The sequence below is a fragment of the Cupriavidus alkaliphilus genome, from assembly GCF_014191175.1.
GTDB classification, from domain to species: domain Bacteria; phylum Pseudomonadota; class Gammaproteobacteria; order Burkholderiales; family Burkholderiaceae; genus Cupriavidus; species Cupriavidus alkaliphilus.
The window spans coordinates 471,203-492,338 of the sequence record NZ_JACHWE010000001.1; the positions used below are offsets into that span (position 1 = coordinate 471,203).

Here is a 21,136-nt window from a genome sequence, read left to right on the forward strand (position 1 = left end):
TGCAGCGAGGGAACGACAATGACTAAGGTACTTTTGATTGGTGGCGGCGGCTTTATCGGCAGCCGACTCGCGTTGCGCTGTCTCGCGGAAGGATTTTCAGTTCGTGTCGCCGATGTCCAGTTGCCTGTCGCAGACCAGGTGGCTTCGCGCGACATTGAATATATGGCGGGCGACTTCAGCGAGACGTCCGATCTAGACGGGATGCTTAAAGGCGTTGATATCGTCGTCCATCTGGTGCATCGGGCGATGCTGTTGGGGCTGGATTCCAGCATGCTCCCCGAGATTGAGCGCAACGTCGTGCCGGCGATCAAGCTATTCGACCGCTGCCTAGAATATCCCGGCCTGCGACTGCTCTTCGTCTCGTCCGGTGGCACCGTTTACGGCGATCCGGATGAGAGGCGGCCCCTCGCGGAGCATGCGGCGCTGCGCCCCATCTCAGTCTACGGTACCTCTAAAAGCATGATCGAAAAAGCCCTGGGCTTGTACGTCGCCCAGCGCGGGCTTCGTGCACTTGTGGTGCGTCCAGGAAACGCTTACGGTCCCGGCCAAGTCCCTTTCAAGGGGCAAGGCCTGATTCCCACGGTGATGGCTTCGGCGCTGCAAGGCAAGCCGGTCACAATCTACGGCGACGGGACTGCCATTCGCGATTACATTCATGTTGAAGACATCGCAGAGGGCATTGTTGCTGCCATGACGGCCGGCAGGAACGGCGAAGCCTATAACATTGGCACTGGCCGAGGCGTCTCGATCAACTCGCTGATCAATGACCATATCAGGCCGCTCGTCGTCGCGCAGGGTCTTGACATTGACCTACGCTACGTGGAATCGCGCGGTGTGGATGTCAGCTACAACATTTTGGGTACCGCGAAGCTGACCAACGAATGCGGGTTTACAGCAAAGACCCAGCTCGAGGACGGCATCGCCGAAACCTGGAACTGGATTCTCCGAGGCTATTCAAGTGTTGGACAGTAGGGCGATGGTCTACTGATCGCATGATCTAGTAGGCCGCGCTAGGTTGGCGGCCGGAAAAGCACACATGCGGGGAGAATGAATATGGAAACATCGCGGAGTCGTATTGAAATGCCTACAGACCCGACGGTCAGCGCCATCATGACCTTTCATGGGGAGAAGGTCCTGGCGAATTTTGCATTGCGAGGTTTTGCCCGGATGAGGCAGGCATCCGAAGCCGCAGGCATTTGCATCGAACTAGTGGCGGTGCTCGACTGCGCAGATGAGGAAACCAGGCGGATTGTGACAGATCACTCGGCGGTTCGCCAAAGCGACCAGATTGTAGAGGTAAAGAACGGGGATCTGGCGTCGTCGCGCAACGATGGCATAAGGCGCGCAAAGGCGCCATATGTTGCCATTATGGACGGTGATGACTACTACTCGAGGGGCTGGCTCGTGTCAGCGCTACAGACGGCAAGCACAGCCCATGGCAAGGTGATCGTTCATCCTGAACTGACGATTTCCTTCGGTGCTGTCCACTGCGTTGCGGAGACGTTCGACATGGATTCGGGGAGCTATCCCCTTACCAGTTGCATGATGGCGCATCCCTGGGTGTCCTGCTCCTTTGGGTCGCGTGATGTCTACCTAAACCACCCATACCAGCCGACGCATCTGCGTGCCACTGGCTTTGGCTATGAAGACTGGCACTGGAATCTCGAGACAATCGCCCACGGCATCAGACATGTCACGGCGCCCAGGACGGCGCTGTACTATCGGCGAAAGGCGTCATCCATGGTCACCGAAATGGCGCAGAACGGCGCAACCGTACGCCCGAGCCTTTTTTTTGATGAGCCGGAGAAATGGCAGGATGGGTTTTGCAGGAAGGATGGAGTAAATTGATGAAGCGCTTGGCCAAGAACGTTGTGCGGGCCACGTGGAGGTCGCTGTTGAAGCCGATCGTACGGAAGCTGCCGCCATCGATCGGCGATCGGATCGAAACATTGCTTCACTACACCAAGCTGACTTTGGTCGGCGGCCAAACGATTTCTTTCAGGGAACTTGAACGTCAGCTGGCCGAGGAAGAGTCGGTATTGGAGAGGACGGCCGACAATGTGAGCGTGACCGTTAGTCCGATCACGCATCGGAACCCACCGGCGTTGCTGCCGGAATGGGCCCTCGCCGATTTGCAGGAGCTTGCCGAGATCGAGCCATCGTTGTATCCAACGGAGGACTATGTCGCCTCATTCCAGCGGTACGAGTTGCCGATGAAGCCTGCGGCGGGCGAGCTTTACGCCCAGTGCTTTCCGGTCGCACGTGACTTGGACCCTTACCTGATCATTTTGGTCCCGTGGCTCAAGCATGGCGGTGCCGACCAGGGCGTTCTGCATCATACGGAAGCTGCGGTGACGGCCGGGAAAGCAGTGCTCGTCATTGCCACACTGGATGCCGACTCTCCGTGGGCAGATAGATTGCCGCCGGGAGCCGTGTTCCTGCCTTTCGGGCAAATGGCGCGCGGCCTGTCCTGGGAGGAACAGATGGCGGTTCTGACGCGAATCCTGATTCAGTCATCGGCGAAGACGATTCATTTGATTAATTCCCCTCTGGGCTGGGATGTGCTGCGACATCATGGCAAGTCGCTGCGCACCTTGGGCAAGCGCATTTTTGCCAGCGTCTTCTGCGACGACTTTGATCATTATGGGGTAAGGTGGAGCTATGCGGATCTCTATTTCCCTAGCTGCCTGCCATATCTGGATGGTATTTTTTGCGACACCCTGGCTTATCCGGGCGAGTTGAAAAAGCGCTTTGGCGTCAGCGCAGACAAGCTCCATACCTTGTACTTCCCTCATGCATTGGATGCTCACTCCCACTATCGTGCGGGTGCGGGGCGCACGGTGCTTTGGGCTGGACGATTCAGCCGGCAAAAACGTGTCGACCTGCTCCTGGAGATTGCTCGGGCTATGCCGGACGTCCAGTTTGATGTGCACGGCTGCGGCAATAGCCAAGAGGAACGCAATCTTGCGGATCGCCTCACTAAGCTCGGAAATGTAACGGTACATGGTCCGTTCCGCTCGCTCGATCATCTGATCGAGGACGGGAGGTATGCGGCGTTTCTTTATACGTCAGCTTGGGATGGACTTCCGATTGTCCTGCTGGATGCCACTGCTGCGGGACTTCCCATCGTGGCATCAGAAGTTGGGGGGGTCGGCGAGTTTATCACTCCGGAAACGGGGGCACCTGTTGAGCAGGATGATGTTCAGGGCTACGTGCGTGGTCTCAATCGCTTCATCGAGGATCCGCGAAAAAGTCGTATGTGTTGGGAGCAGGCCGCAAACTTGCTTAGAAGTCGACATACGGGCGAGCAATTCCGGTCAGCCATTGCGGCAATTCCTGGATACATGTGAAACGTGATCGGATTGTCGAGCATTCTACTGTCGGAAGCTCAAGGACTACGCGCGCGAGGCAAGATGTAGTGAATATGTAAAAACCCGCTGAGGTGGGATTCACGGAATTTTCAATCAGCCATCAGCTGCTACACTGGAACCAAGCAAGCGATCTCTAAATAGCCACGTCCGCCCATGGAAAGCAATCGCTGTTTGATCTGTACTAGCCAGTCCTTTCCGTACTTCAGCAAACGTTTCTCGGCCTTCGGTTTGTCTGTTGTCGAGTACCTTCGGTGTGCTCGTTGCGGGTTTGTTCATTCTCAGACGCATGCTGATATGTCCGATGGGGATTGGGCCACGCTGAATGCAGCATATCATTCAGGCTACCAATCCCTTGAGCAAAATCCAGACGATCCGCGGTGGCTGACCAGGATCGTTGCACAAGCAACGTTCATTGCTGATTCGGCAGATCTAGGGCTGATACCCGCGAAGCGTGCGTGGATTGACTATGCAGCTGGCGGGGGGCAGCTTTCTGCCGCGTTGCGGAGAGTTAGTAAGCGCACATTACTCAACTTTGATCGGTATATGCAGTGTCCAGAGCCAACTCTGAAGATCGCACCCATGCCGGGTGGGTTTGACTTCGTCATTTCCACATCCGTGTTCGAGCATATAAGAAGGCGAGAAGATCTCGATGCAATCCATGCGCTTGTTTCGTCAAGCGGTGTGATGGGCCTACACACCTTGGTTCGTGAAGAGATTCCTGCGGACCCCGAGTGGTTTTATCTGCTGCCAGTTCATTGCTCTTTTTTTACGAACCAGAGCATGGAAGTGCTGTTCCGCCAGTGGGGATACCAATGCTCTATATATAATGTTGAATCGCGCTTATGGCTTTTTTTCAAGCGACCGTTTGCGGAGGTTAAGCGCATTGTCGACGGGGCAAATGGCGGAGAAGGGGATGCGACCTATCTTTTAAAGCAAGGCTTTGTGGACTATTGGAAGTGACGACTCGCGAATTTAGCTCTGCGATGATAATCGACTGATCGAACGGTCGGTCGATGTAAGCCGAATGCCATGAGCGCAATCTTTTCGCCGCGAATGCACACGCCCGATGTCTGCTTTTGTTGAGTGCCGGCGGTACTTCGCGTCCTAGTACGCGGCCCTTAAAAATTAAACATCGACATATTGGGCCTGGCCGCTATTTGCGAAATCCATTACGGCGGAGTTGAGAAAATTCAAGAATTTTGCTGGAGGGCTTGGCCTAAGCGCTCTGAAATATGAAATCTTGGACGACCTTTGCTTTCCATGTAAATCTTGCCAATGTACTCGCCGATCGTGCCCAGACTCAATAGTTGCACGCCGCCAAGAAAATATAGCGGGACAACGGTCGAAGCCCAACCGGGGAAGGCGCCGTGAACGAACAACTTGACGATTAGCGCCCAACTCGCAAGAGCCAAGCTGCCGATCGAAACGATAAAACCCATCATGGTGATAAGTCGCAGCGGAGCGATGGAGAATGAGGTGATGCCCTGCCAGGCGAACGACGCCATTTTGCGCAGTGGATATTTAGATTCTCCAGCAAAGCGCTCGGCTCGATCGTATTCGACGACGGCGCTGGGGTATCCCAAAAGGCGCACGAGTCCACGCAAGAATAGATTCACCTCACGGTACTCGGAAAGTGATTCAACGGCACGACGGCTCAAAAGACGGTAATCCGCATGGTTGAAAATAACATCGACCTTCATTGCCGCCATGAGCTTGTAATAGCCTTCAGCTGTAAAACGCTTGAACAAAGTATCGGTGTCGCGTCTCCGCCTGACTCCATATACAATATCGCAGCCCCTCTGATAGTGACGTACCATTTGCGGTATCGCGCCCAAGTCGTCCTGGAGGTCAGCATCTACGCTAATAAGGACGTCGCCGGGTGCAGTCATTAGGCCGCACAATAGCGCATTCTGGTGCCCGCGGTTACATGACAGCTTGATGCCACACACTTGCGGATGTGCAGCAGATAACTCCTCAATGAGCGACCAAGTGCGGTCGCGGCTCCCGTCGTCCACATAGAAGATCGCGCTGCGGTCGCTGATTAGGCCATCTTCGTGCATTTTTTCAAGTAGCGGAATCAGACGAGCCGTCGTTTCTTGCAATACTTGCTCTTCGTTGTAGCATGGGATGACGAGGCCGAGAACAGGGGGCGTCATAAGGAATCTCTTCGGGAAAAGGCCCAGATCGCGTTGATGAAGTAGTTCCATAGCAGCACCGTGGCAGTGGCCACGAATTGCGCGATGATAACCGGCATGGAGAGCGAAATTAGGCCCAGCAGCACGACTTGGTTGATGCCCAGACCAACCGCAGCGGTGACCAGGAAGCGGGGAAAGCTGCGGGCATGATTGTGTCCACCTCCAAAGGTGTAACGTGCATTGGCGTAGTAGTTGTAGAGCGTGCTTATCAGATAGCCGGTAGCCGATGCGTTGCCCGGGTTGAATTGAATTATATATATCAGCCCCGCCATGACTACGTAATGCAGTGCAGTGGCACTGGCTCCAACGAGAACAAAGCGGAGAAATCTATTCCTGCCAGCTCGGCTCATCGGAAAAATAAAGGAATGAAGGGGCTTTGATTATACGCGGGACTCGGAAACGATAGCGATCCTCACCTACAGCTTCACCGGAATTTTGCCTTCACCGGGCTTTCGGCGGAGGCCTTCTTTCCCTCACGTTGACCACAGTGTTACCGGTATTTTACAATTTGGAGTCTTTGGCAGTCTAGAGACAGACAGACGGGCGCTCCCGCCCGGAATTTGGCGGCCTGCACTTGCTGCCTTGAAAGGCTGCCAAGACGGCCAGCGCGGCGGGCTTGGAAAACTGGTAGCTTTTGTCACTATGCGAAAGGCTCGCGGACCGTGTTCACGGCCCACCGCGCCGCAGATGCCGCTTGGTGCTCAGTGCTCGAGTCCTTTCTCAAGCACGGATTCAAAGATGACTGAAGCTATAGACGAGACCTGGGCAATGAGCTTCCCTTCTACGGTGGCCCTCAGCCGCCAGCGAGTTCCAGGTCATGCAACCACCTGCGGCGGAGTCTGCGTCGCAGTTCGCTGTCCAACAATGCGGGAAGTCTACCCGTTCACGCACGTGTTCTAATATCCGGAATCCGCTGGGGCGCCGGAATGGCTAACGGTACCTTGAGCGAGCGCCAGCGCGATGACGTACTCGAGCATTGATTCGTGTCCCTATTCAATCCTACTTTCATGCGCGGCGCAAACCCTTCACCGAGATATTCTTCATTATGCGGATGCCGATTGATTTCGAAAAAGTCGCACCCGTCTATTAAGGAAAAATATATTGATGGCGCCAGTATTAAAGATTAATCGCTCTGTAGTGGCTCTGTTCGCGCTGTTATTTGCGGCGATGGCGACGATTAATGTTGCCCTTTACTTGAGCGGTGAGCATCATCTTTACGTTAACGATTTTCGAAATTACTGGATCGCCTACTGGAAGTTGTCTATTCAATTCACTCAAGACATCGGGGAGTGGGCTCGACAGTTGCGTGGGGAGATTTGGGCAAGCGACTACAACTCTCTTCCTGCCGCATTGCTTCTGCCATTTAGCTTAGTTTTCGGATACGATCGGTATGGCTATATTTTGGGCGCGACCCTGACGTACCTCTTGCCAGTCGTGTTGCTTTCAGCAAAAGCGGCGAGCCTAATCTTGCTTGATGATAAAAGGCCCACTCTGGCGTTCGTCATGGCCGGTATCATCGCTGCCTGCTATGTTCCGTACTGGGCGCCGACGCTAATGGGTTGGATCGACATAGCCGGTCTGATTCCTTTTATCCTTGCGTTCATCACAGTGAGAAGTGCGGGCCTCGGCAAGCGGGTCAGGCCAGGCATAGCAATGTTACTTGGGCTTCTGCTCTGGATGCCGTTTCTCATGCGCCGATGGTATGCGTTCTCGGTCATCGCTTTAATCTTGACGGCCCCAATTTACTGCATGGTGTTGGCCAGAATCGAGACCCAACAAGCTTGGGGAAAAACGTTCCTTAGAACTGCGGCGAACTTTGCGATTGCGGGGGTGGTCGCGCTAACGTGCCTGTTGCTCGCACAGGGCGGCTTGGTTAAAGCCATATTGGCTACAAGCTACTCCTCTATCTATATTGCGTATCAGAGATCACCTTTCGAGCACCTTCTTGATTTCGGGGCATACTTTGGCGTGCTTTATCTTGCACTCGCATTGATAGGTCAAATTTTTCTCTTCAAGAGCCCATTGAGGCGGGCGGAGTTAATTTTCATCAATGCGAATATATTTTTACTTTTTGCGCTTTTTACTCGAACCCAGGGATTTGGGCCGCATCATTACCTGCCGCTTGCGTTCTGGGTATATCTTCTGATTTGTTGCGGCGCGTGGCAGATTCTTTCGCACAGTCCAAAGGCGATGCATGGCGCCATCGTCTGCGCTGCTCTTCTTGCCGTGTTTGTGTTTATCGCGTCTGTTTATCGTGTCGACTCGCGAACCAAGTGGGCAGGCCTACCGAGGCCGGCTTATAACAATCAAATCGGATACGAGAGCGCCTATCAGCGACTTGTATATCAACTTAACAATTTAATGAAGTCCGGAGACAGGTTTACCGTGTTTGCGTCTAACATGATCCTCAATCGTGACGTGTTGTTGAGTGCTTCTAAAGAGCTTCTCGCTGGCAAGGATGTAGACACTTCACACGTCGATCTAATTACGGGTCTCAGTATCGCACCCTTCATGGCGCGCTACGCAGTCGTGGGAGATCCAATTCCGACACATCTTCCAGAAGGAATGCAGACGGTTATCACAATCCCGGCACAAGCTATCCTTTCAGGACGAGGCATAGGTGCCGCTTATAAGCGTTTGGAAGGCAAGTACGCAATTACCGACGACGTGACGGCTTACATTTATGAAAAAATTCGGCCGTTCACATTAGCCGAAGTCGATATTCTTCTGGAGGATTTTTATAATCGCCATCCGGACTGGCGGCAGACCTACGGCAATTTGATGTTCAAGCTTGCAATGATTTCAGAGCTTGAACTTGGTGATCAGTGGGGAAAGTTCGAATACAAGTCAGGCGGCAGGATCGAAATTCATCCTGGGGAAAAGAAGCCCACGCGCACGATCTTCTCTGGAGTCTCAACGGAGTTAGCCTTATCAGTCGCTGCGCCGTGCTCAGGTTCTGACGGTGTAGATGTGCAGCTCAACGCAGGAGGCCGGAAGGTTGCCCACTTCGAGGTGGCACCAAGGGAGGCTGTAAATCTGCCGACAACCGATCCCACTGCAACATATGAACTGATTGTCTCTAAGCGGGCCAACGCATGGTGTGACTTGGTTTCACTTACGTCGGCACAGCCACTATAGCAAGTGCCCGTCAGGTGCTCCGTTGTGGCAGTCGATCGCGAGATTCATTTTGGGCTCTTTTTTGTCGGCGAACAACTTCTGAGCCGCTTCACAAGATCCTTGTCGGGGCATGTACGCATTTTTGTGTGCGAGGCGTTTTGAATTCTGTTAGCCCCGTGCTGCGGTAAATCGCTCGCCGTACAGAGTGCAAGTGATGCATGGCAGACTCCCAGTCATGGTGATGCGAACCGACTGGGCACGTTGCGCAGCCTCAGCCACAGCAGCTTAACGGCGGCTTCATCCGAGGCGAAGTCCCCTCGGGTTTTGAGGGGGGAGGCCGTTCATAGACGTTGAGCTGCGAGCCCATGTTAGTAGTTGTCCGCCCCTGCGCCCCGCGCGGTTGCGCCGCGAGTGCGAATCCGTAGTTGGCGTGCTGTCCCACCGGCTCCATTTGCGATGTTTCCCATGGGAGGCCAATGCGAGTGATAGGACTGGATATATCGCGATCCTTTAACCAGTTCGTCGAGCAAGCCCCCGCGCAAAGCCGGCAACGGCCCGCGGGCCGTTGCCTGAGAAGCGATTGTACGTTTCTTCTATATCGGCACATCCATGGTCATTACCTCTCACGATATGCCTTGTACACAAAATTTCGGATAGGTCCCCGTCCTATCCCAGCCAAATAACAACTTGCCCCCGCCGAACCTCAACCTTTACCGATTGCCCAACTGCAAAGCCAGTCTCTTCCAACCAAACACCCTTCAACCGAATCCAAGGTACAGCCCGAAGACCGCTAAAGCCATTACTACGGGCAGGTAATACCGGAAAATAGGTGCGCCCTGTGGTGAGGGTGCGCACATGGGGGCAATCAGATCCGTTCATCATAGCCAACTCCTGAGAGATGTCACTTCGCCCTATTCAAAGGGGCGGCCGGGTACTTGACCACCGCTCGTAGACGGCCCGCATTTTTCCCCTTTCGGGTCTTATATCAATGCGCGCTACCCGGCCAAAGCGGAGCTCTGGCTATTACATAACCACGACTGTCGAGTGTGGTTGAGTCGCTACGAGAGGTGTGGTCAGCACCACTGGCAACAGTACGCGGTGAGGGAAGCCAAGAGAATGAGACAACTCTAAGAATTCCAAGTGCTGCGACGGCAGGAATGGGCAGCTATGCCGTATCCGCTCATGCAGAGGCAACCGCCGTCGCAGGTTGCGACCGAAGCGCCAAAACTAACCCAAAGAACAACGCCACGGCATTACCCACGGCATAGCCCAGCACGGCCCCGCGTGTTCCCAGGTGCGGTACCGCAATGAGATCGACGACAACCGTCGTGACCAGCACCAGCGCCCACTTCATGGCAACCCATCTTGGCTTGCGCAGGTATACCGGCAACAGACTCAGTGCAACATCCGCGAATACCAGCGTCGATGCCAGCGCAGCCAACCGCAGCAGCACAACCGTTTCCCCGAACGCCTGCCCATATAACAGCGCAACTACCCGTTCAGCAGAAACTGCCAGCAGGAGCGCCCCGCAAAGCCCGACTGCGGCCATGCCCCCTGTTATGCGAAGCACATTCCGTCGTGCCGCTCCCATCGATTGCTGTCCGAACACATATATCGGCGCAATGCCCGCTGCCAGGATCGTAGCCACGGTCGTAAAATTGTCCAGCACTTGCATCGTCGCCGCATATGCCCCCAGATCCGCTAGCGGCACAAGCGGCTTGAGGATTAACTGGTCGGCCCGGCGGGCGCACACCATTAGCATGAAGCTGATCCAGAACAGTGCCCCGTCGCGTACCAGGTCTCGGGTCAGAGCCGCGTCTCGGCTTGGCACGGTACGCGGCGCCCGCGACAGGTAGTACCAAGCCAGTAACGCGGCAGCAATCAGCGGTTCGATGGCAAATGCTGTTGCATACGCCGGTACAAGATTGACTCCGGCAACGAATAGCGCACCGATCAGCGCGGCCTTGGCAGCCAATGCGAGGAGATTGAAGGCTACGTTCGGCCGATTATGCGTACGCGCCTGCATCCACGCGATGACCACGCCAAACGGTTCTCGCAGCATGATGGCCGTACAAAGGATGGCTGCGGGGATCCATGTGTCTGCCGGCTGTTGTGTGAATGCGAGGTAGGCGCACATCAATACATAGCCGGCAAGGGCTGCGGTCATGCGGATTGCGAACGCATGGGCGAGCAGCGCGTGGCTGGCCTCTCGGTCTGGGCGGGCCACCAACCGCGGCACCACCACCTCCGCCGAACATATCAACGGTATCGACGCCGCAATAAACACCAGCGACTGCGCATACTGGAAATGCGCGAACCCTTCCGTACCCAGCGCCCGCGCCAGCATGGCCACCACGCCGATCCCCACGATCACCTGCAGGCCACGGTCGGCCAGCATCCAAAGCAGGTTGCTTGCGACTTTGCGGCGCATCAGCGTTGTTTCCTCAGGCTGCGATATTGCGCCAGCCATTGCCGCGCCACACCGTTCACGTCGAAACGGCCGACAATCCGCTGGCGGCGGCGGTCGCGTTCGGACTCGGTGCCGGGCAGGCTGGCGATGGCGTTGCGCAAGGCGCTCGCCAGCGCCTGCGGATTGCCGGTGGGGGTCATCGTCGCGGTGTCTCCCGCCAGTTCAGATACGCCCGCGGCGGCGGTCGCCACGACCGGCAGCCCGCTGGCCAGCGCTTCGCCCACCGCCAGCGGCATGCCTTCGATGCGCGAAGACAGCACGAAGACATCGGCGGCGCGCAGCAGGTCGGGGACGTCTTTCCTGGCACCGGCCAGCAGCACGACATGATTCAGCCCGCGCCGGGTAACCTGATGCGCCAGTTCATCGCGCAACGGACCATCTCCGGCGATCATGAGCCGTGCCTTGGGCAGGTCGCGGCTGACCTCGCCGAATGCCTCGATCAGCATGGCCTGGTCTTTCTCAGGCACCAGCCTGCCGACGTTGAGGACCAGCCGGTCGTCGGGTCCCAGGCCAAGGTCGCGTCGGGTACGTTCGCGCGAAGGCGGGTCCGGCTGAAAGCGGCTGGTATCGATGCCGTTCGGCATCACGATTACGCGTCCCTCCGGCACGGCGCCGCTGGCGACCATCGCCAGGCGGCCGGCGTCGCTGACGTGGGTCGTCACGGCACACCATCGGTCAGTGATGCGGTAGGCGAGGGCGCGCAGGCGACCGCCCTCGCGCGCGCTGTGGGCGGAGCAGATGACCGGCGGCATGTGGCCGGTCCTGGCCAGCACGCGTGCGAACAGGTTGGCGTGGACCATATGGGCATGGATCACGTCCGGGCGCCATAGCCGTACAAAGGCCCGCGCCTGGCGCAGCGCCGACAGCATCGACAGCGGTGTCTTGCGCATGGCCAGCTCGGTCACGTTGACTTCGGCCGGCAAGTCGATTTCCTGCCCCTGCGTCAGGCTGAGGATGGCGACCTCGTTGCCCAGCGCCAGGAAGGCGCGCGCGAGCGCCGCGATCTGCTGTTCCGCCCCGCCCAGCTTGAGGCCTGTGGTGATGACAAGGATGCGCAATGGCGCCGGCGCGGCAGTCTCGTCGACGCTGCCCATCAGCGGGCTCCGTAACCGGTCGCGAGGGTCCTGAGCGTCTTCACTCCGATCAGCAGGTCCAGTGCCAGCGAACAATGCTTGACGTAATACAGGTCATAGCTGAGCTTGGTCACGGTTTCTTCGTGGCTGCCGGCGTAACCCTGCTGCACCTGCGCCCAGCCGGACAGGCCGGGCCGCACCAGGTGGCGGTACGGGTAATAGGGGATGGTTTCGGAAAACCGCTCGACCATGGGCGCCTGCTCCGGCCGCGGGCCGATCAGGCTCATATGCCCGAGCAGCACGTTCCACAGTTGCGGGATCTCGTCCAGGCGATACTTGCGGATAAAGCGGCCGACCCGGGTCACGCGGGGATCGCGGCGTGCCGCAAACAAGGCGGGCGCGCTGGCGTCGACGCCCATGCTGCGGAACTTGAGCATGACGAAGGGTTTGCCGAACAGGCCCACGCGTTCTTGCCGGAAGATGGCGCCACCTGGGGTTTCCAGCCGGATAGCCAGCGCCACGGCAAGTCCCAGCGGCGCGGCAAGCGGTGCCAGGCACGCGACGGCAACGATATCGATCGTGCGTTTCAGGTAGCCGTAGAGGTAGTGCGCGGCGTAGTCGTCCAGGAAGTTTTCGTCGATGTGCGCCAGGCCAACGCGGCCGGTCAGCATTTCGCCGACACGCTCCACCGAGTACATGCGGACATGGCTCATCTTGTAGTGCGCGAGCAGTCGCGTGCGTTCGGGGTCGCCGGTGGCGCTGCGTTCTACCATCAGGCCGTCGAAGTGCCTGGCGTCCTCCAGCGAGCCTACCGGTTCGAAACGGATGCGGGCGGGCGCCGCGGCGCCGGGCATGGCGAGGATGGCGTCCAGCTGCGCCAGCGTACCCGGATCGGTATAGCCGAACAGCGGCACGTAGTTCTGCACGAAGCGCCGATAGCCGGTCCAGAGCCACGCCAGCGTGATCAGATAGGACAGCAGCAGGGCGCCGCGCGAGTATTCGATATGAAAGGCGGCAAACACAAAGAGCAGGCCGCAGAACGGCAGCGTCGCGGCAAGCCCGGCCAGGCTGTTGCCCTCCATCGCCGGCAGGTGCAGCGAGCGGTGCAGCAGCATGAACGCGACCAGGTACGGCATCACGGACCATAGCAGTGTGCGCGTGAACACGTAGGTCACGATGCCGGCGCGATGCGCCATTTCGGCACCGACCGCGCTGAGCGCGAACAGCGCCAGGCCGAGCACCGCCCAGGCCACCATCCGGCTGACGCGGCGCACGGTCTCGGAGCCGCCGGTGCGCATGCGCAGGGCGCGGTGGCGCATGCTGTCGGCCTTGATGGTCATGACGTCGGTACCCGCGCGGCGCGGGGTGTCTGGGCGAGGGCGTCGCGGTAGACGGACCAGGTCGCGTCGGTCATACGCTCCAGTCCATAGCATTGCTCCCACCGCGGGCGCGCGCCGTGGCCAAGCGCCGCGCGCAGGGCGCTGTCGTCGGCAAGACTGCGCAGCGCTTCGGCGAACGCCTGCTCGTCATCGTGATCGACCAGCAGGCCGTAGCGGTTGCCGTCGAGCTGCTCCCGAATGCCAGGCAGATCCGAGGCCACGACCGGCAGTCCGGCTCGCATCGCCTCTAGCACCGACAGCGGGAAGCCTTCGTGGTCCGACGCCAGCACAAAGGCCTGTGCCGAAGCCAGCAGCGCCGGCACTTCCGTGACATTGCCGGAAAACTCCACGCGCCCCGGTGCAAGCCGTTGCGCCAGTTGCTGCATGGCGTGCCGCTGCGGGCCATCTCCGACCAGGGTCAGTACGCACGACTCCAGCCCTGCGCGCGCGAACGCGCGAATCGCCGCGTCGTGGCGTTTGGGCGCGGCAAAGCGCGCCACCATCACGATTCTTCGCAAGGGGGCCTGCGGATCGGCGCGATGCGGTGTGTCGGGGATGCCGTTGGGGATGACCGAAATGCGTTCCGCGGGCAGGGGTAGCGAGCGGGCCAGGTGTCGTTCCGCTTGCGCGACGCAGATCACGCGCGCCGCCAGCGGTGCCAGCAGCCATTCCGCCACGCGCGCGGCCATGCGCTGGCGCCGCGGAGCTTCGGCCTTGAAGGCAAAGCCGTGGACGGTATAGACCACGGGTATGCCGAGCAACAGTCCGGCGATGCGGCCCAGGGCGCCCGCCTTGGCGCTGTGCGCATGGATCAGGTCCGGCGCGGCCTGCTTCAATGCCCTGACCAGTTCACGCAAGGCATGGATCGCGCGCCAGGGCGACAGGGCATTGTCCAGCCGTGTCAGCCGGATGGTCTGCGCGCCGGTGCGTGCCGCGATCTCGAAAAGGGGGCCGTCGCCCCCCGCCAGCAGCACGGTATCCGCCTTGCCGGCCGTCGACCGCAGCAGGTCGGCGACATGCGACTGCGCGCCGCCGATCTCCGCATTGGTGATCAGGTAGGCAATGCGAGGTCGGGACGACGGTTGCGCGGATGGCTTCAAGGCTGTGTACGTTTCGTGACGGATCGGGTCCGCCGCGGGTCCCGCGGCGGCACAAAATACCTCTGAGCGCGAGGCAGGGCACCGCCGGATGTAGGACAGACTCCGAAAATTGTGTCCATCCGTGATAATGCGGCGATTATACCGCCCGGGCCCGCCGCAATCCGGCAAAATAGCTGCCTTTGGGGCGCCGCATCGGCCAGCTGGCGAGGTGTGGCGCGGACGACAAGCAACTCAGGACCCTACATGCAAATCGATCCTTCCATCTTCAAAGCCTATGACATTCGCGGCATCGTGGGCAAAACGCTCACCCGCGACGTCGCGCGCCAGATCGGCTTGTCGTTCGGCTCCGCCGCCGTGGAGCTCGGCGAGACCTCCATCGCCGTCGGTCGCGATGGCCGGCTTTCGGGCCCGGACCTGATCGGCGGCCTGGTCGAGGGCCTGCGCGCCACCGGGCTGGACGTGCTGGACCTTGGCATGGTGGCCACCCCGATGGTCTATTTCGCCACCAATATCGAGATTGACGGCGTACGCCCCACCTCCGGCATCATGGTCACCGGCAGCCATAACCCGCCCGACTACAACGGCTTCAAGATGGTGCTGGCGGGGCGCGCCATCTACGGCGAGCAGATCCAGGACTTGCGCAAGCGCATCGAGGCCGGCGCATATACCCGGGGCGCAGGTGACTACAAGGAAGTCGATGTGCGCCAGAAGTACCTCGATCGGATCCTGGGCGACGTCAAGCTGTCGCGGCCGATGAAGATTGCACTCGATGCGGGCAACGGGGTTGCCGGCGCCTTCGTCGGCGACCTGTTCCGTGGCCTGGGCTGTGAAGTGGTCGAACTGTTCTGCGAGGTCGACGGCAACTTCCCCAACCACCATCCCGATCCCGCGCATATCGAAAACCTGCAGGACCTGATGAAGACCCTGCGCGAAACCGACTGCGAACTGGGCCTGGCCTTCGATGGCGACGGCGACCGCCTTGGCGTGGTGACCAAGGACGGGGAGGTGATCTTCCCGGACCGGCAGCTGATGCTGTTCGCCGAGGAAATCCTGTCGCGCAACCCCGGTGCGCAGGTGATCTACGACGTCAAGTGCACCGGCAAGCTGGCGCCATGGATCCGCCAGCACGGCGGCGAGCCGCTGATGTGGAAGACCGGGCATTCGCTGGTGAAGGCCAAGCTGAAGGAAACCGGCGCGCCGATCGCCGGCGAAATGAGCGGCCATGTCTTCTTCAAGGACCGCTGGTACGGCTTTGACGATGGCCTGTACACGGGCGCGCGCCTGCTGGAAATCCTGTCGCGCCACGCCGATCCCAGCGCAGTGCTGAACGCGCTGCCGAACGCCAACAACACCCCTGAACTGCAACTGAAGTGCGCCGAGGGCGAGCCCTTCACGCTGCTCGACAAGATCCGCGCCAACGCCAGGTTCGACGGCGCGCGCGAAGTGATCACCATCGACGGCGTGCGGGTGGAATATGCCGACGGCTTTGGCCTGGCGCGTCCGTCCAATACCACGCCGGTGGTGGTGATGCGTTTCGAAGCGGACAACGACGCCGCGCTGGCGCGCATCCAGGCAGAGTTCAAGCGCGTGATCCTCGCCGAGAAGCCGGATGCTCAGCTCCCGTTCTGAGGGCTCGACGGTGCCTGCGGCATCGTCTGACGCGGCCGGTGTGGCACAGCCCATGCCGGCCGCGGTGCCTTTTGCCCTGCCGGAGCGGCCGCGCATTCTGCTGGTCAAGGTATCGTCGCTCGGCGACGTGGTGCACAACATGCCGCTGGTGCATGACTTGCGCGCGCGCTGGCCCGGTGCCGAGATCGACTGGGTCGTCGAAGAAGGTTACGTAGAACTGGTGCGCCTGCTGCCCGAGGTGCGCCGCGTCATCCCGTTCGCGCTGCGGCGCTGGCGCAAGCGCCTGCTGCAGGGCGGCACCTGGCGCGAGATCGGCGCGGTGCGCGACGCCTTGCGCCATGAGAGCTATGACGCCGTGATCGAAAGCCAGGGCCTGCTGAAGACCGCGGTAGTCGCGCGCGTCGCCGCGCGCGCGCCGGGTGCGCCGATCATCGGGCTCGGCAACGCCACGCAGGGCTCGGGCTATGAGCCGGCGGCGCGGCTGCTCTATACCGACCCGGTGGCGGTGCCGCGCCAGACCCATTCGGTGCGCCGCTCGCGCTTGCTGGGCGCAGCGCTGACCGGCACCGCGCCGGCGGAGCCGCCTTTGTTCTTCGGGGAGGGTGCGCGCACGCTGTCTGTCGACGATCCGCTATGGGCGGATTTGCCGGCGCGCTATGCCGTGTGCTTCCATGCGACCGCGGGGGCGCGCAAGAAATGGGCGCTGCAGAACTGGCACGCGCTGGGCAGGCGCCTGGATCAGGCGGGCCTGGTGATGCTGTTGCCGTGGGGCAATGACAAGGAACGCGAGGCTGCCGAAGCCATCGCTGCCGGCGTGCCGCGGGCCAGGGTGTTGCCGCGCTTCTCGGTGATGCAGGGCTTTGGCCTGATCAATCGCGCCGAAGTCGTGATCGGCGTGGATACGGGCCTGGTCCACATTGCCGCGGCGCTGTGCCGGCCCACGGTGGAAATCTATACCGCTACCTGGCGCTGGAAGACCGAAGGCTACTGGTCGGAGCGCATTGCCAATGTCGGCGACGATGGCGTGGTGCCGTCGGTCGATGAAGTCTACGAGGCGGCTTGCCGCGTGCGCGGAGTGGCTGCCTGATGTTGCGCCTCCTGTACAGCTTGTTGTGGGTGGCGGTGCTGCCGCTGGCGCTGCTGCGCCTGGCCTGGCGCGCGCGCAAGGAGCCGGGCTACCTGCAGCATGTCGGCGAACGCCTCGGGACCTATGGCGGCCTGCCGAAGCCGGGACCGTGGCTATGGGTCCACGCCGTGTCGGTGGGCGAGACCCGCGCCGCCCAGCCGCTGGTCGAGGCGCTGCTGGCCGCGCATCCGCATCACCGCCTGCTGCTGACGCACATGACGCCAACCGGCCGCCAGACCGGCGCGCAGCTGTTTGGCAAGGAGCCGCGCGTGGTCCAGTGCTACCTGCCGTATGACCTGCCATGGCTGGTGCGGCGGTTCATGCGGTATTTCCGGCCACAGGTGGGCATGCTGATGGAGACCGAGGTGTGGCCGAACCTGATCCATGGCGCGCGCAAGGCCGGCGTGCCGCTGTACCTCGTCAACGCCCGCTTGTCGCCGCGCAGCTACCGGCGCACGGCCCGCTTCGGTCGCGCCGCGGCGTCGATGTACCGTGACTTTGCCGGCGTGCTGGCACAGACGGCCGGCGACGCCGAGCGCTTTCGCGCCCTGGGTGTGCCGGCGGTGCAGATCACCGGCAATCTCAAGTTCGACATGCAGCCCGCGCCGGCCGGCGTGGCGCTGGGCGGGCAGCTGCGTCAGGCCTTCGGCGCGCGCGCGGTGCTGGCGGCGGCCAGTACGCGAGAGGGCGAAGAGGCGATGCTGCTCGACGCCTTCTCGCGCTGGGAATCCCTTGCGCCGGGCGTGCCCCGGCCTGCGCTGCTGCTGATTCCGCGCCATCCGCAGCGTTTCGATGAAGTGGCCGCGATGGCGGCGCGTACCGGGTTCTCGGTCGAACGCCGCAGCAGTCTGGATCTCGATCGCGAGCGGTCGCCGCTGACGGCCGATCTCGTGCTTGGCGATTCGATGGGCGAGATGGCAATGTACTTCGCCGCGTCGGACCTGGCGTTTATCGGCGGCAGCCTGTTGCCGCTGGGCGGGCAGAATTTGATCGAAGCGTGCGCGGTCGGCACCCCGGTGCTGATCGGGCCGCACACCTTCAACTTTGCGCAGGCAACCGAGGATGCGATTGCCGCGGGCGCGTGCCTGCGTGTCGACAATGCCGACGTGCTGATGCGTACCGCGGCCAGCGTGTTGGCCGATCCGGCTCGCCTGGCTGAGATGCGCGCGCATGCGCAGACCTTCGCAGGCCTGCATCGGGGCGCCACGGTGCGCACCTTGGCGGCCGTTGCCCCAGCGTTGGAAGGCTGAGCTGGAGATCAGTTCGGCGCCCTGACCAGGGCATCCCAGCGTTGCGCGATGTGTTCCAGCGCGAAGCGGCTGGCCTTCTGGCGGCCGCTGGCGCCCAGCGTTGCGGCCAGTTCCGGTTGGCGGATCACGGCCAGCAGCGCCTGGGCCAGGGCATTGGCGTCGTCGGCGGCGACCACCAGCGCGTCCCGGCCCGGAGCCAGCAATTCGCGCGGGCCGGTCTCGCAATCGGTCGATACGATCGGCAGCCCGAAGGCCATCGCTTCGATCAGCACCAGGCCGAAACCCTCATAGCGCGAACTCAGGCAGAACACCGAGGCGTTGCCATAGGCTTGCACGGGGTCATGGCAGATCCCGGGCAGGCTGGCGCTGTCTTCCAGCCCCAGTTCCCGGATCAATGCCGCCAGCGCGGGGCGCTCCTCGCCTTCGCCATGGATCAGCAACTGCCATTGCGGCGCCTGCGCCGCCACGATCTTCCAGGCGTGCAGCAGCACATCGAAACCCTTGGCCGGGACCAGCCGTCCCATGGCCAGCACCGTCCTTTGCGTGCGTGGCGCCGGCGCATCCGGCAAAGCAAACGGCAGCGGGTTCGGCAGGCACACCACCTCGCTGCGCGGCCGCAGGGCTTCCAGCCAGCGGCTGCGGTCGCGCTCCGTCAGTACCACCACCTGGCGGCAGAACCGCGCCGCCAGCCGGCGCGCCAGCTTGCGTGCGGGCTTGCCGAGGTCCTCGTCGAAGTGACAGTGCTCCCAGGCGATATGGTGCAGGCCCAGGGCGGCCGTGGCGGGCCGCACGAACAGTTCCAGCATGGGGTCAACCTGCACCAGGACATCGATGCGGTGCGCGCGGCAGTGCCGGCGGATGCCGGCAACGGTAGCGAAATAGGCGCGCTTGAACGAAGGGCGTTGCGCGAACACCGCTTCATGGCGCACCTCGGGGTGCAATGGGAACTGGCTGGACGTGTCCCAGAGGCTGAGGATGGTGACGTGGTGTCCCAGCGCCGCCAGCGCGTTTGCGATGGTGGCGGTCATCCGCTCCGCGCCGGCCATCGCATTCAGGGTGCCGGTCAGGAAGCAGACATGGCGCCGCGAGTCCGGGTTCAAGGCGTTGCGGGCGCCGGCAGTTTGCTTTGGCGCGCGACAACGTAGCCAAAGCAGAACGCCATGACCAGGCTATAGAAGGCATTGACCAGCGTCGTGGCGAACATGACCTCGGTCAGCCCGAACACCATGAAGCCGCAGCACAGCGCCAGGCCCATGGCGCTGGCGACCCGGGTGCCGCGGTCGGTTCCGCGCAGGTGGCGCAGGAAGAAGACCGCTGGCACGAGGTACAGCGCGAGGATCGCCAGCAATCCAGGAATGCCGAGCGTCGCCGCGGCATGCAGCAGTTCATTGTGAGAGTGCGGCATGGTCGCCGCCAGCGGCGTGATGACGTGCTGCGCGGCGAGGGTCTGCAGGGTGGACTCGAAGTGTTCCGGCCCCACGCCGGTCCAGGGATGTGCCTGGATCAGTTCCAGCGACGCGCGCCAGAGCTGCAACCGGATCCCGGTCGAGGTATCCGACGTTACATGCTGAACAAATTGAGACAGTTCGGATACAACCGCGGCGGTCCTCTGCTGAACGATCGCACTGCTGAACCACCCCAGTGCCATCAGCCCGGCCAGCCCCACCAGCACCCCGGCCTTGTGCAGCCGCGTCAACCTGCGCGAGGCCGCCAGCGCGATCAGCGCCAGCACCGGAATGGCCAGCCAGCCGCCGCGGGTGCCGCTCATATAGGACGCATAGAGGCCGCCGAAGCCGGCCAGCAGTTTCAGGCCGGCCAGCCAATGATCGCCCGGGCGGTTCCAGCCGATCGAGATCACGGCGAGCATGCCGGTCAGCAGGGCCAGGTTGCCGAAGGGAATGACGTTGGAGAAACCGACATGGCTGGGACGTCCCGCCGCGGCGACTTCGTGCAGCCACAAGGCGGATATCAGCGCACAGGCCACGAAGCCCCACTGGATGCTCTGCATGCCGCGCCGGCCCAGGCGCAGCATGCCAGGGACCAGGAGGATGAACAGCGCAAAACGCAGGTAAAGATAAGGCACATGCGGGTCTTCGGCCCCGCTCAGCAGTTGCTGGACCAGCACCGCCAGCGGCAGCGCCGCCATGGCCAGCATGAATGGCCAGTACCGGCGCAGGATCAGGCCATATTCCGCCCGGCCGGCACGGCCGCCGGCAACCAGGGCAATCGCGCTCCATCCCAGCAACAGCCCGAAGCAGGTGTTGCTGAGCGACGGCTTGACGAACATCAGCGCGGGAAACGCAGCCAGGACAACACAGGCGCTCAGGTACAGAGCTTTGTCGATCCCCAACGGTAGGGACCCTTGCAATCTCGTCATCAAGAGCATGGAGAAAGGTTTCCGGAGGAAGGTGAGTGCATGGGAGATG

17 protein-coding genes are annotated in these 21,136 nt (G+C 61.1%); 8 read left to right on the forward strand and 9 right to left on the reverse strand.

Annotation, left to right across the window (positions count from 1 at the left end):
* Positions 1-18 precede the first annotated feature (18 nt).
* From FHX60_RS02280 to FHX60_RS02295, 4 genes are all read left to right on the forward strand, one after another.
* Complete coding sequence (locus tag FHX60_RS02280; protein WP_183282443.1) at positions 19-972, forward strand: NAD-dependent epimerase/dehydratase family protein; 954 nt, start codon at positions 19-21, stop codon at positions 970-972.
* Positions 973-1,053: 81 nt separating this feature from the next.
* Positions 1,054-1,848, forward strand: coding sequence for a glycosyltransferase family 2 protein (locus FHX60_RS02285; protein ID WP_183282444.1), 795 nt, complete (start codon positions 1,054-1,056; stop codon positions 1,846-1,848).
* Positions 1,849-1,895: 47 nt separating this feature from the next.
* A complete protein-coding gene (locus FHX60_RS02290; RefSeq protein WP_183282445.1) occupies positions 1,896-3,350 on the forward strand; it encodes a glycosyltransferase family 4 protein in 1,455 nt (484 codons plus the stop codon).
* Between the two features lie 174 nt (positions 3,351-3,524).
* Positions 3,525-4,331 (forward strand): class I SAM-dependent methyltransferase, encoded by an 807-nt coding sequence (locus FHX60_RS02295; protein WP_183282446.1) that lies wholly within the window; start codon positions 3,525-3,527, stop codon positions 4,329-4,331.
* Positions 4,332-4,561: 230 nt separating this feature from the next.
* Here FHX60_RS02295 and FHX60_RS02300 read toward each other — a convergent pair whose 3' ends face one another.
* Complete coding sequence (locus FHX60_RS02300) at positions 4,562-5,527, reverse strand: glycosyltransferase family 2 protein (protein WP_183282447.1); 966 nt, start codon at positions 5,525-5,527, stop codon at positions 4,562-4,564.
* Positions 5,524-5,916: a GtrA family protein gene (locus tag FHX60_RS02305; RefSeq protein ID WP_183282448.1), complete on the reverse strand. Its 393-nt coding sequence runs from the start codon at positions 5,914-5,916 to the stop codon at positions 5,524-5,526. The genes FHX60_RS02300 and FHX60_RS02305 overlap by 4 nt, the downstream gene beginning before the upstream one ends.
* A 754-nt stretch (positions 5,917-6,670) precedes the next feature.
* Here FHX60_RS02305 and FHX60_RS02310 point away from each other — a divergent pair.
* The gene (locus FHX60_RS02310; protein ID WP_183282449.1) at positions 6,671-8,704 is read left to right on the forward strand and encodes a hypothetical protein; all 2,034 of its coding nucleotides are present in this window, start codon (positions 6,671-6,673) and stop codon (positions 8,702-8,704) included.
* 645 nt (positions 8,705-9,349) lie between these two features.
* Here the strand turns inward: FHX60_RS02310 and FHX60_RS27960 are convergent.
* From FHX60_RS27960 to FHX60_RS02335, 5 genes are all read right to left on the reverse strand, one after another.
* A complete protein-coding gene (locus FHX60_RS27960; RefSeq protein ID WP_183282450.1) occupies positions 9,350-9,565 on the reverse strand; it encodes a SymE family type I addiction module toxin in 216 nt (71 codons plus the stop codon).
* A 298-nt stretch (positions 9,566-9,863) separates the two neighbouring features.
* Positions 9,864-11,114 (reverse strand): lipopolysaccharide biosynthesis protein, encoded by a 1,251-nt coding sequence (locus tag FHX60_RS02320; protein ID WP_183282451.1) that lies wholly within the window; start codon positions 11,112-11,114, stop codon positions 9,864-9,866.
* Positions 11,114-12,247 carry a glycosyltransferase gene (locus FHX60_RS02325; RefSeq protein ID WP_183282452.1) on the reverse strand — a complete coding sequence of 378 codons (1,134 nt, stop codon included), beginning with the start codon at positions 12,245-12,247 and terminating at the stop codon, positions 11,114-11,116. Before FHX60_RS02325 ends, FHX60_RS02320 begins: the two co-directional genes overlap by 1 nt.
* Positions 12,247-13,566 carry a sugar transferase gene (locus FHX60_RS02330; protein WP_112774432.1) on the reverse strand — a complete coding sequence of 440 codons (1,320 nt, stop codon included), beginning with the start codon at positions 13,564-13,566 and terminating at the stop codon, positions 12,247-12,249. Before FHX60_RS02330 ends, FHX60_RS02325 begins: the two co-directional genes overlap by 1 nt.
* Positions 13,563-14,705, reverse strand: coding sequence for a glycosyltransferase family 4 protein (locus FHX60_RS02335; RefSeq protein ID WP_183282453.1), 1,143 nt, complete (start codon positions 14,703-14,705; stop codon positions 13,563-13,565). The genes FHX60_RS02330 and FHX60_RS02335 overlap by 4 nt, the downstream gene beginning before the upstream one ends.
* A gap of 243 nt (positions 14,706-14,948) precedes the next feature.
* Between FHX60_RS02335 and FHX60_RS02340 the strand changes: the two genes are divergently transcribed.
* The 3 genes from FHX60_RS02340 to waaA are packed head-to-tail and all read left to right on the forward strand — an operon-like array spanning position 14,949 to position 18,710.
* On the forward strand, positions 14,949-16,334 hold the full coding sequence (locus FHX60_RS02340) for a phosphomannomutase/phosphoglucomutase (RefSeq protein WP_183282454.1): 1,386 nt from the start codon (positions 14,949-14,951) through the stop codon (positions 16,332-16,334).
* Positions 16,315-17,421, forward strand: a complete 1,107-nt coding sequence (gene waaC / locus FHX60_RS02345) for a lipopolysaccharide heptosyltransferase I (RefSeq protein WP_112774435.1) — start codon at positions 16,315-16,317, stop codon at positions 17,419-17,421. The genes FHX60_RS02340 and waaC overlap by 20 nt, the downstream gene beginning before the upstream one ends.
* Positions 17,421-18,710, forward strand: a complete 1,290-nt coding sequence (gene waaA, locus FHX60_RS02350) for a lipid IV(A) 3-deoxy-D-manno-octulosonic acid transferase (protein ID WP_183282455.1) — start codon at positions 17,421-17,423, stop codon at positions 18,708-18,710. Before waaC ends, waaA begins: the two co-directional genes overlap by 1 nt.
* An 8-nt stretch (positions 18,711-18,718) precedes the next feature.
* Here waaA and FHX60_RS02355 read toward each other — a convergent pair whose 3' ends face one another.
* Complete coding sequence (locus FHX60_RS02355; RefSeq protein ID WP_183282456.1) at positions 18,719-19,810, reverse strand: glycosyltransferase family 4 protein; 1,092 nt, start codon at positions 19,808-19,810, stop codon at positions 18,719-18,721.
* Positions 19,807-21,096, reverse strand: a complete 1,290-nt coding sequence (locus tag FHX60_RS02360; protein ID WP_112774438.1) for an O-antigen ligase family protein — start codon at positions 21,094-21,096, stop codon at positions 19,807-19,809. The genes FHX60_RS02355 and FHX60_RS02360 overlap by 4 nt, the downstream gene beginning before the upstream one ends.
* Positions 21,097-21,136: the final 40 nt, after the last annotated feature.

Bases quoted from the DNA above. Each gene is read 5' to 3' on its own strand.
- FHX60_RS02360 (WP_112774438.1), bottom strand. From the start codon at position 21,096: ATGCTCTTGATGACGAGATTGCAAGGGTCCCTACCGTTGGGGATCGAC.
- FHX60_RS02305 (WP_183282448.1), bottom strand. From the start codon at position 5,916: ATGAGCCGAGCTGGCAGGAATAGATTTCTCCGCTTTGTTCTCGTTGGA.
- FHX60_RS02300 (WP_183282447.1), bottom strand. From the start codon at position 5,527: ATGACGCCCCCTGTTCTCGGCCTCGTCATCCCATGCTACAACGAAGAG.
- FHX60_RS02340 (WP_183282454.1), top strand. From the start codon at position 14,949: ATGCAAATCGATCCTTCCATCTTCAAAGCCTATGACATTCGCGGCATC.
- FHX60_RS02330 (WP_112774432.1), bottom strand. From the start codon at position 13,566: ATGACCATCAAGGCCGACAGCATGCGCCACCGCGCCCTGCGCATGCGC.
- FHX60_RS02295 (WP_183282446.1), top strand. From the start codon at position 3,525: ATGGAAAGCAATCGCTGTTTGATCTGTACTAGCCAGTCCTTTCCGTAC.
- FHX60_RS02320 (WP_183282451.1), bottom strand. From the start codon at position 11,114: ATGCGCCGCAAAGTCGCAAGCAACCTGCTTTGGATGCTGGCCGACCGT.
- waaC (WP_112774435.1), top strand. From the start codon at position 16,315: ATGCTCAGCTCCCGTTCTGAGGGCTCGACGGTGCCTGCGGCATCGTCT.
- FHX60_RS02285 (WP_183282444.1), top strand. From the start codon at position 1,054: ATGGAAACATCGCGGAGTCGTATTGAAATGCCTACAGACCCGACGGTC.
- FHX60_RS02310 (WP_183282449.1), top strand. From the start codon at position 6,671: ATGGCGCCAGTATTAAAGATTAATCGCTCTGTAGTGGCTCTGTTCGCG.
- FHX60_RS27960 (WP_183282450.1), bottom strand. From the start codon at position 9,565: ATGATGAACGGATCTGATTGCCCCCATGTGCGCACCCTCACCACAGGG.
- FHX60_RS02325 (WP_183282452.1), bottom strand. From the start codon at position 12,247: ATGGGCAGCGTCGACGAGACTGCCGCGCCGGCGCCATTGCGCATCCTT.
- waaA (WP_183282455.1), top strand. From the start codon at position 17,421: ATGTTGCGCCTCCTGTACAGCTTGTTGTGGGTGGCGGTGCTGCCGCTG.
- FHX60_RS02280 (WP_183282443.1), top strand. From the start codon at position 19: ATGACTAAGGTACTTTTGATTGGTGGCGGCGGCTTTATCGGCAGCCGA.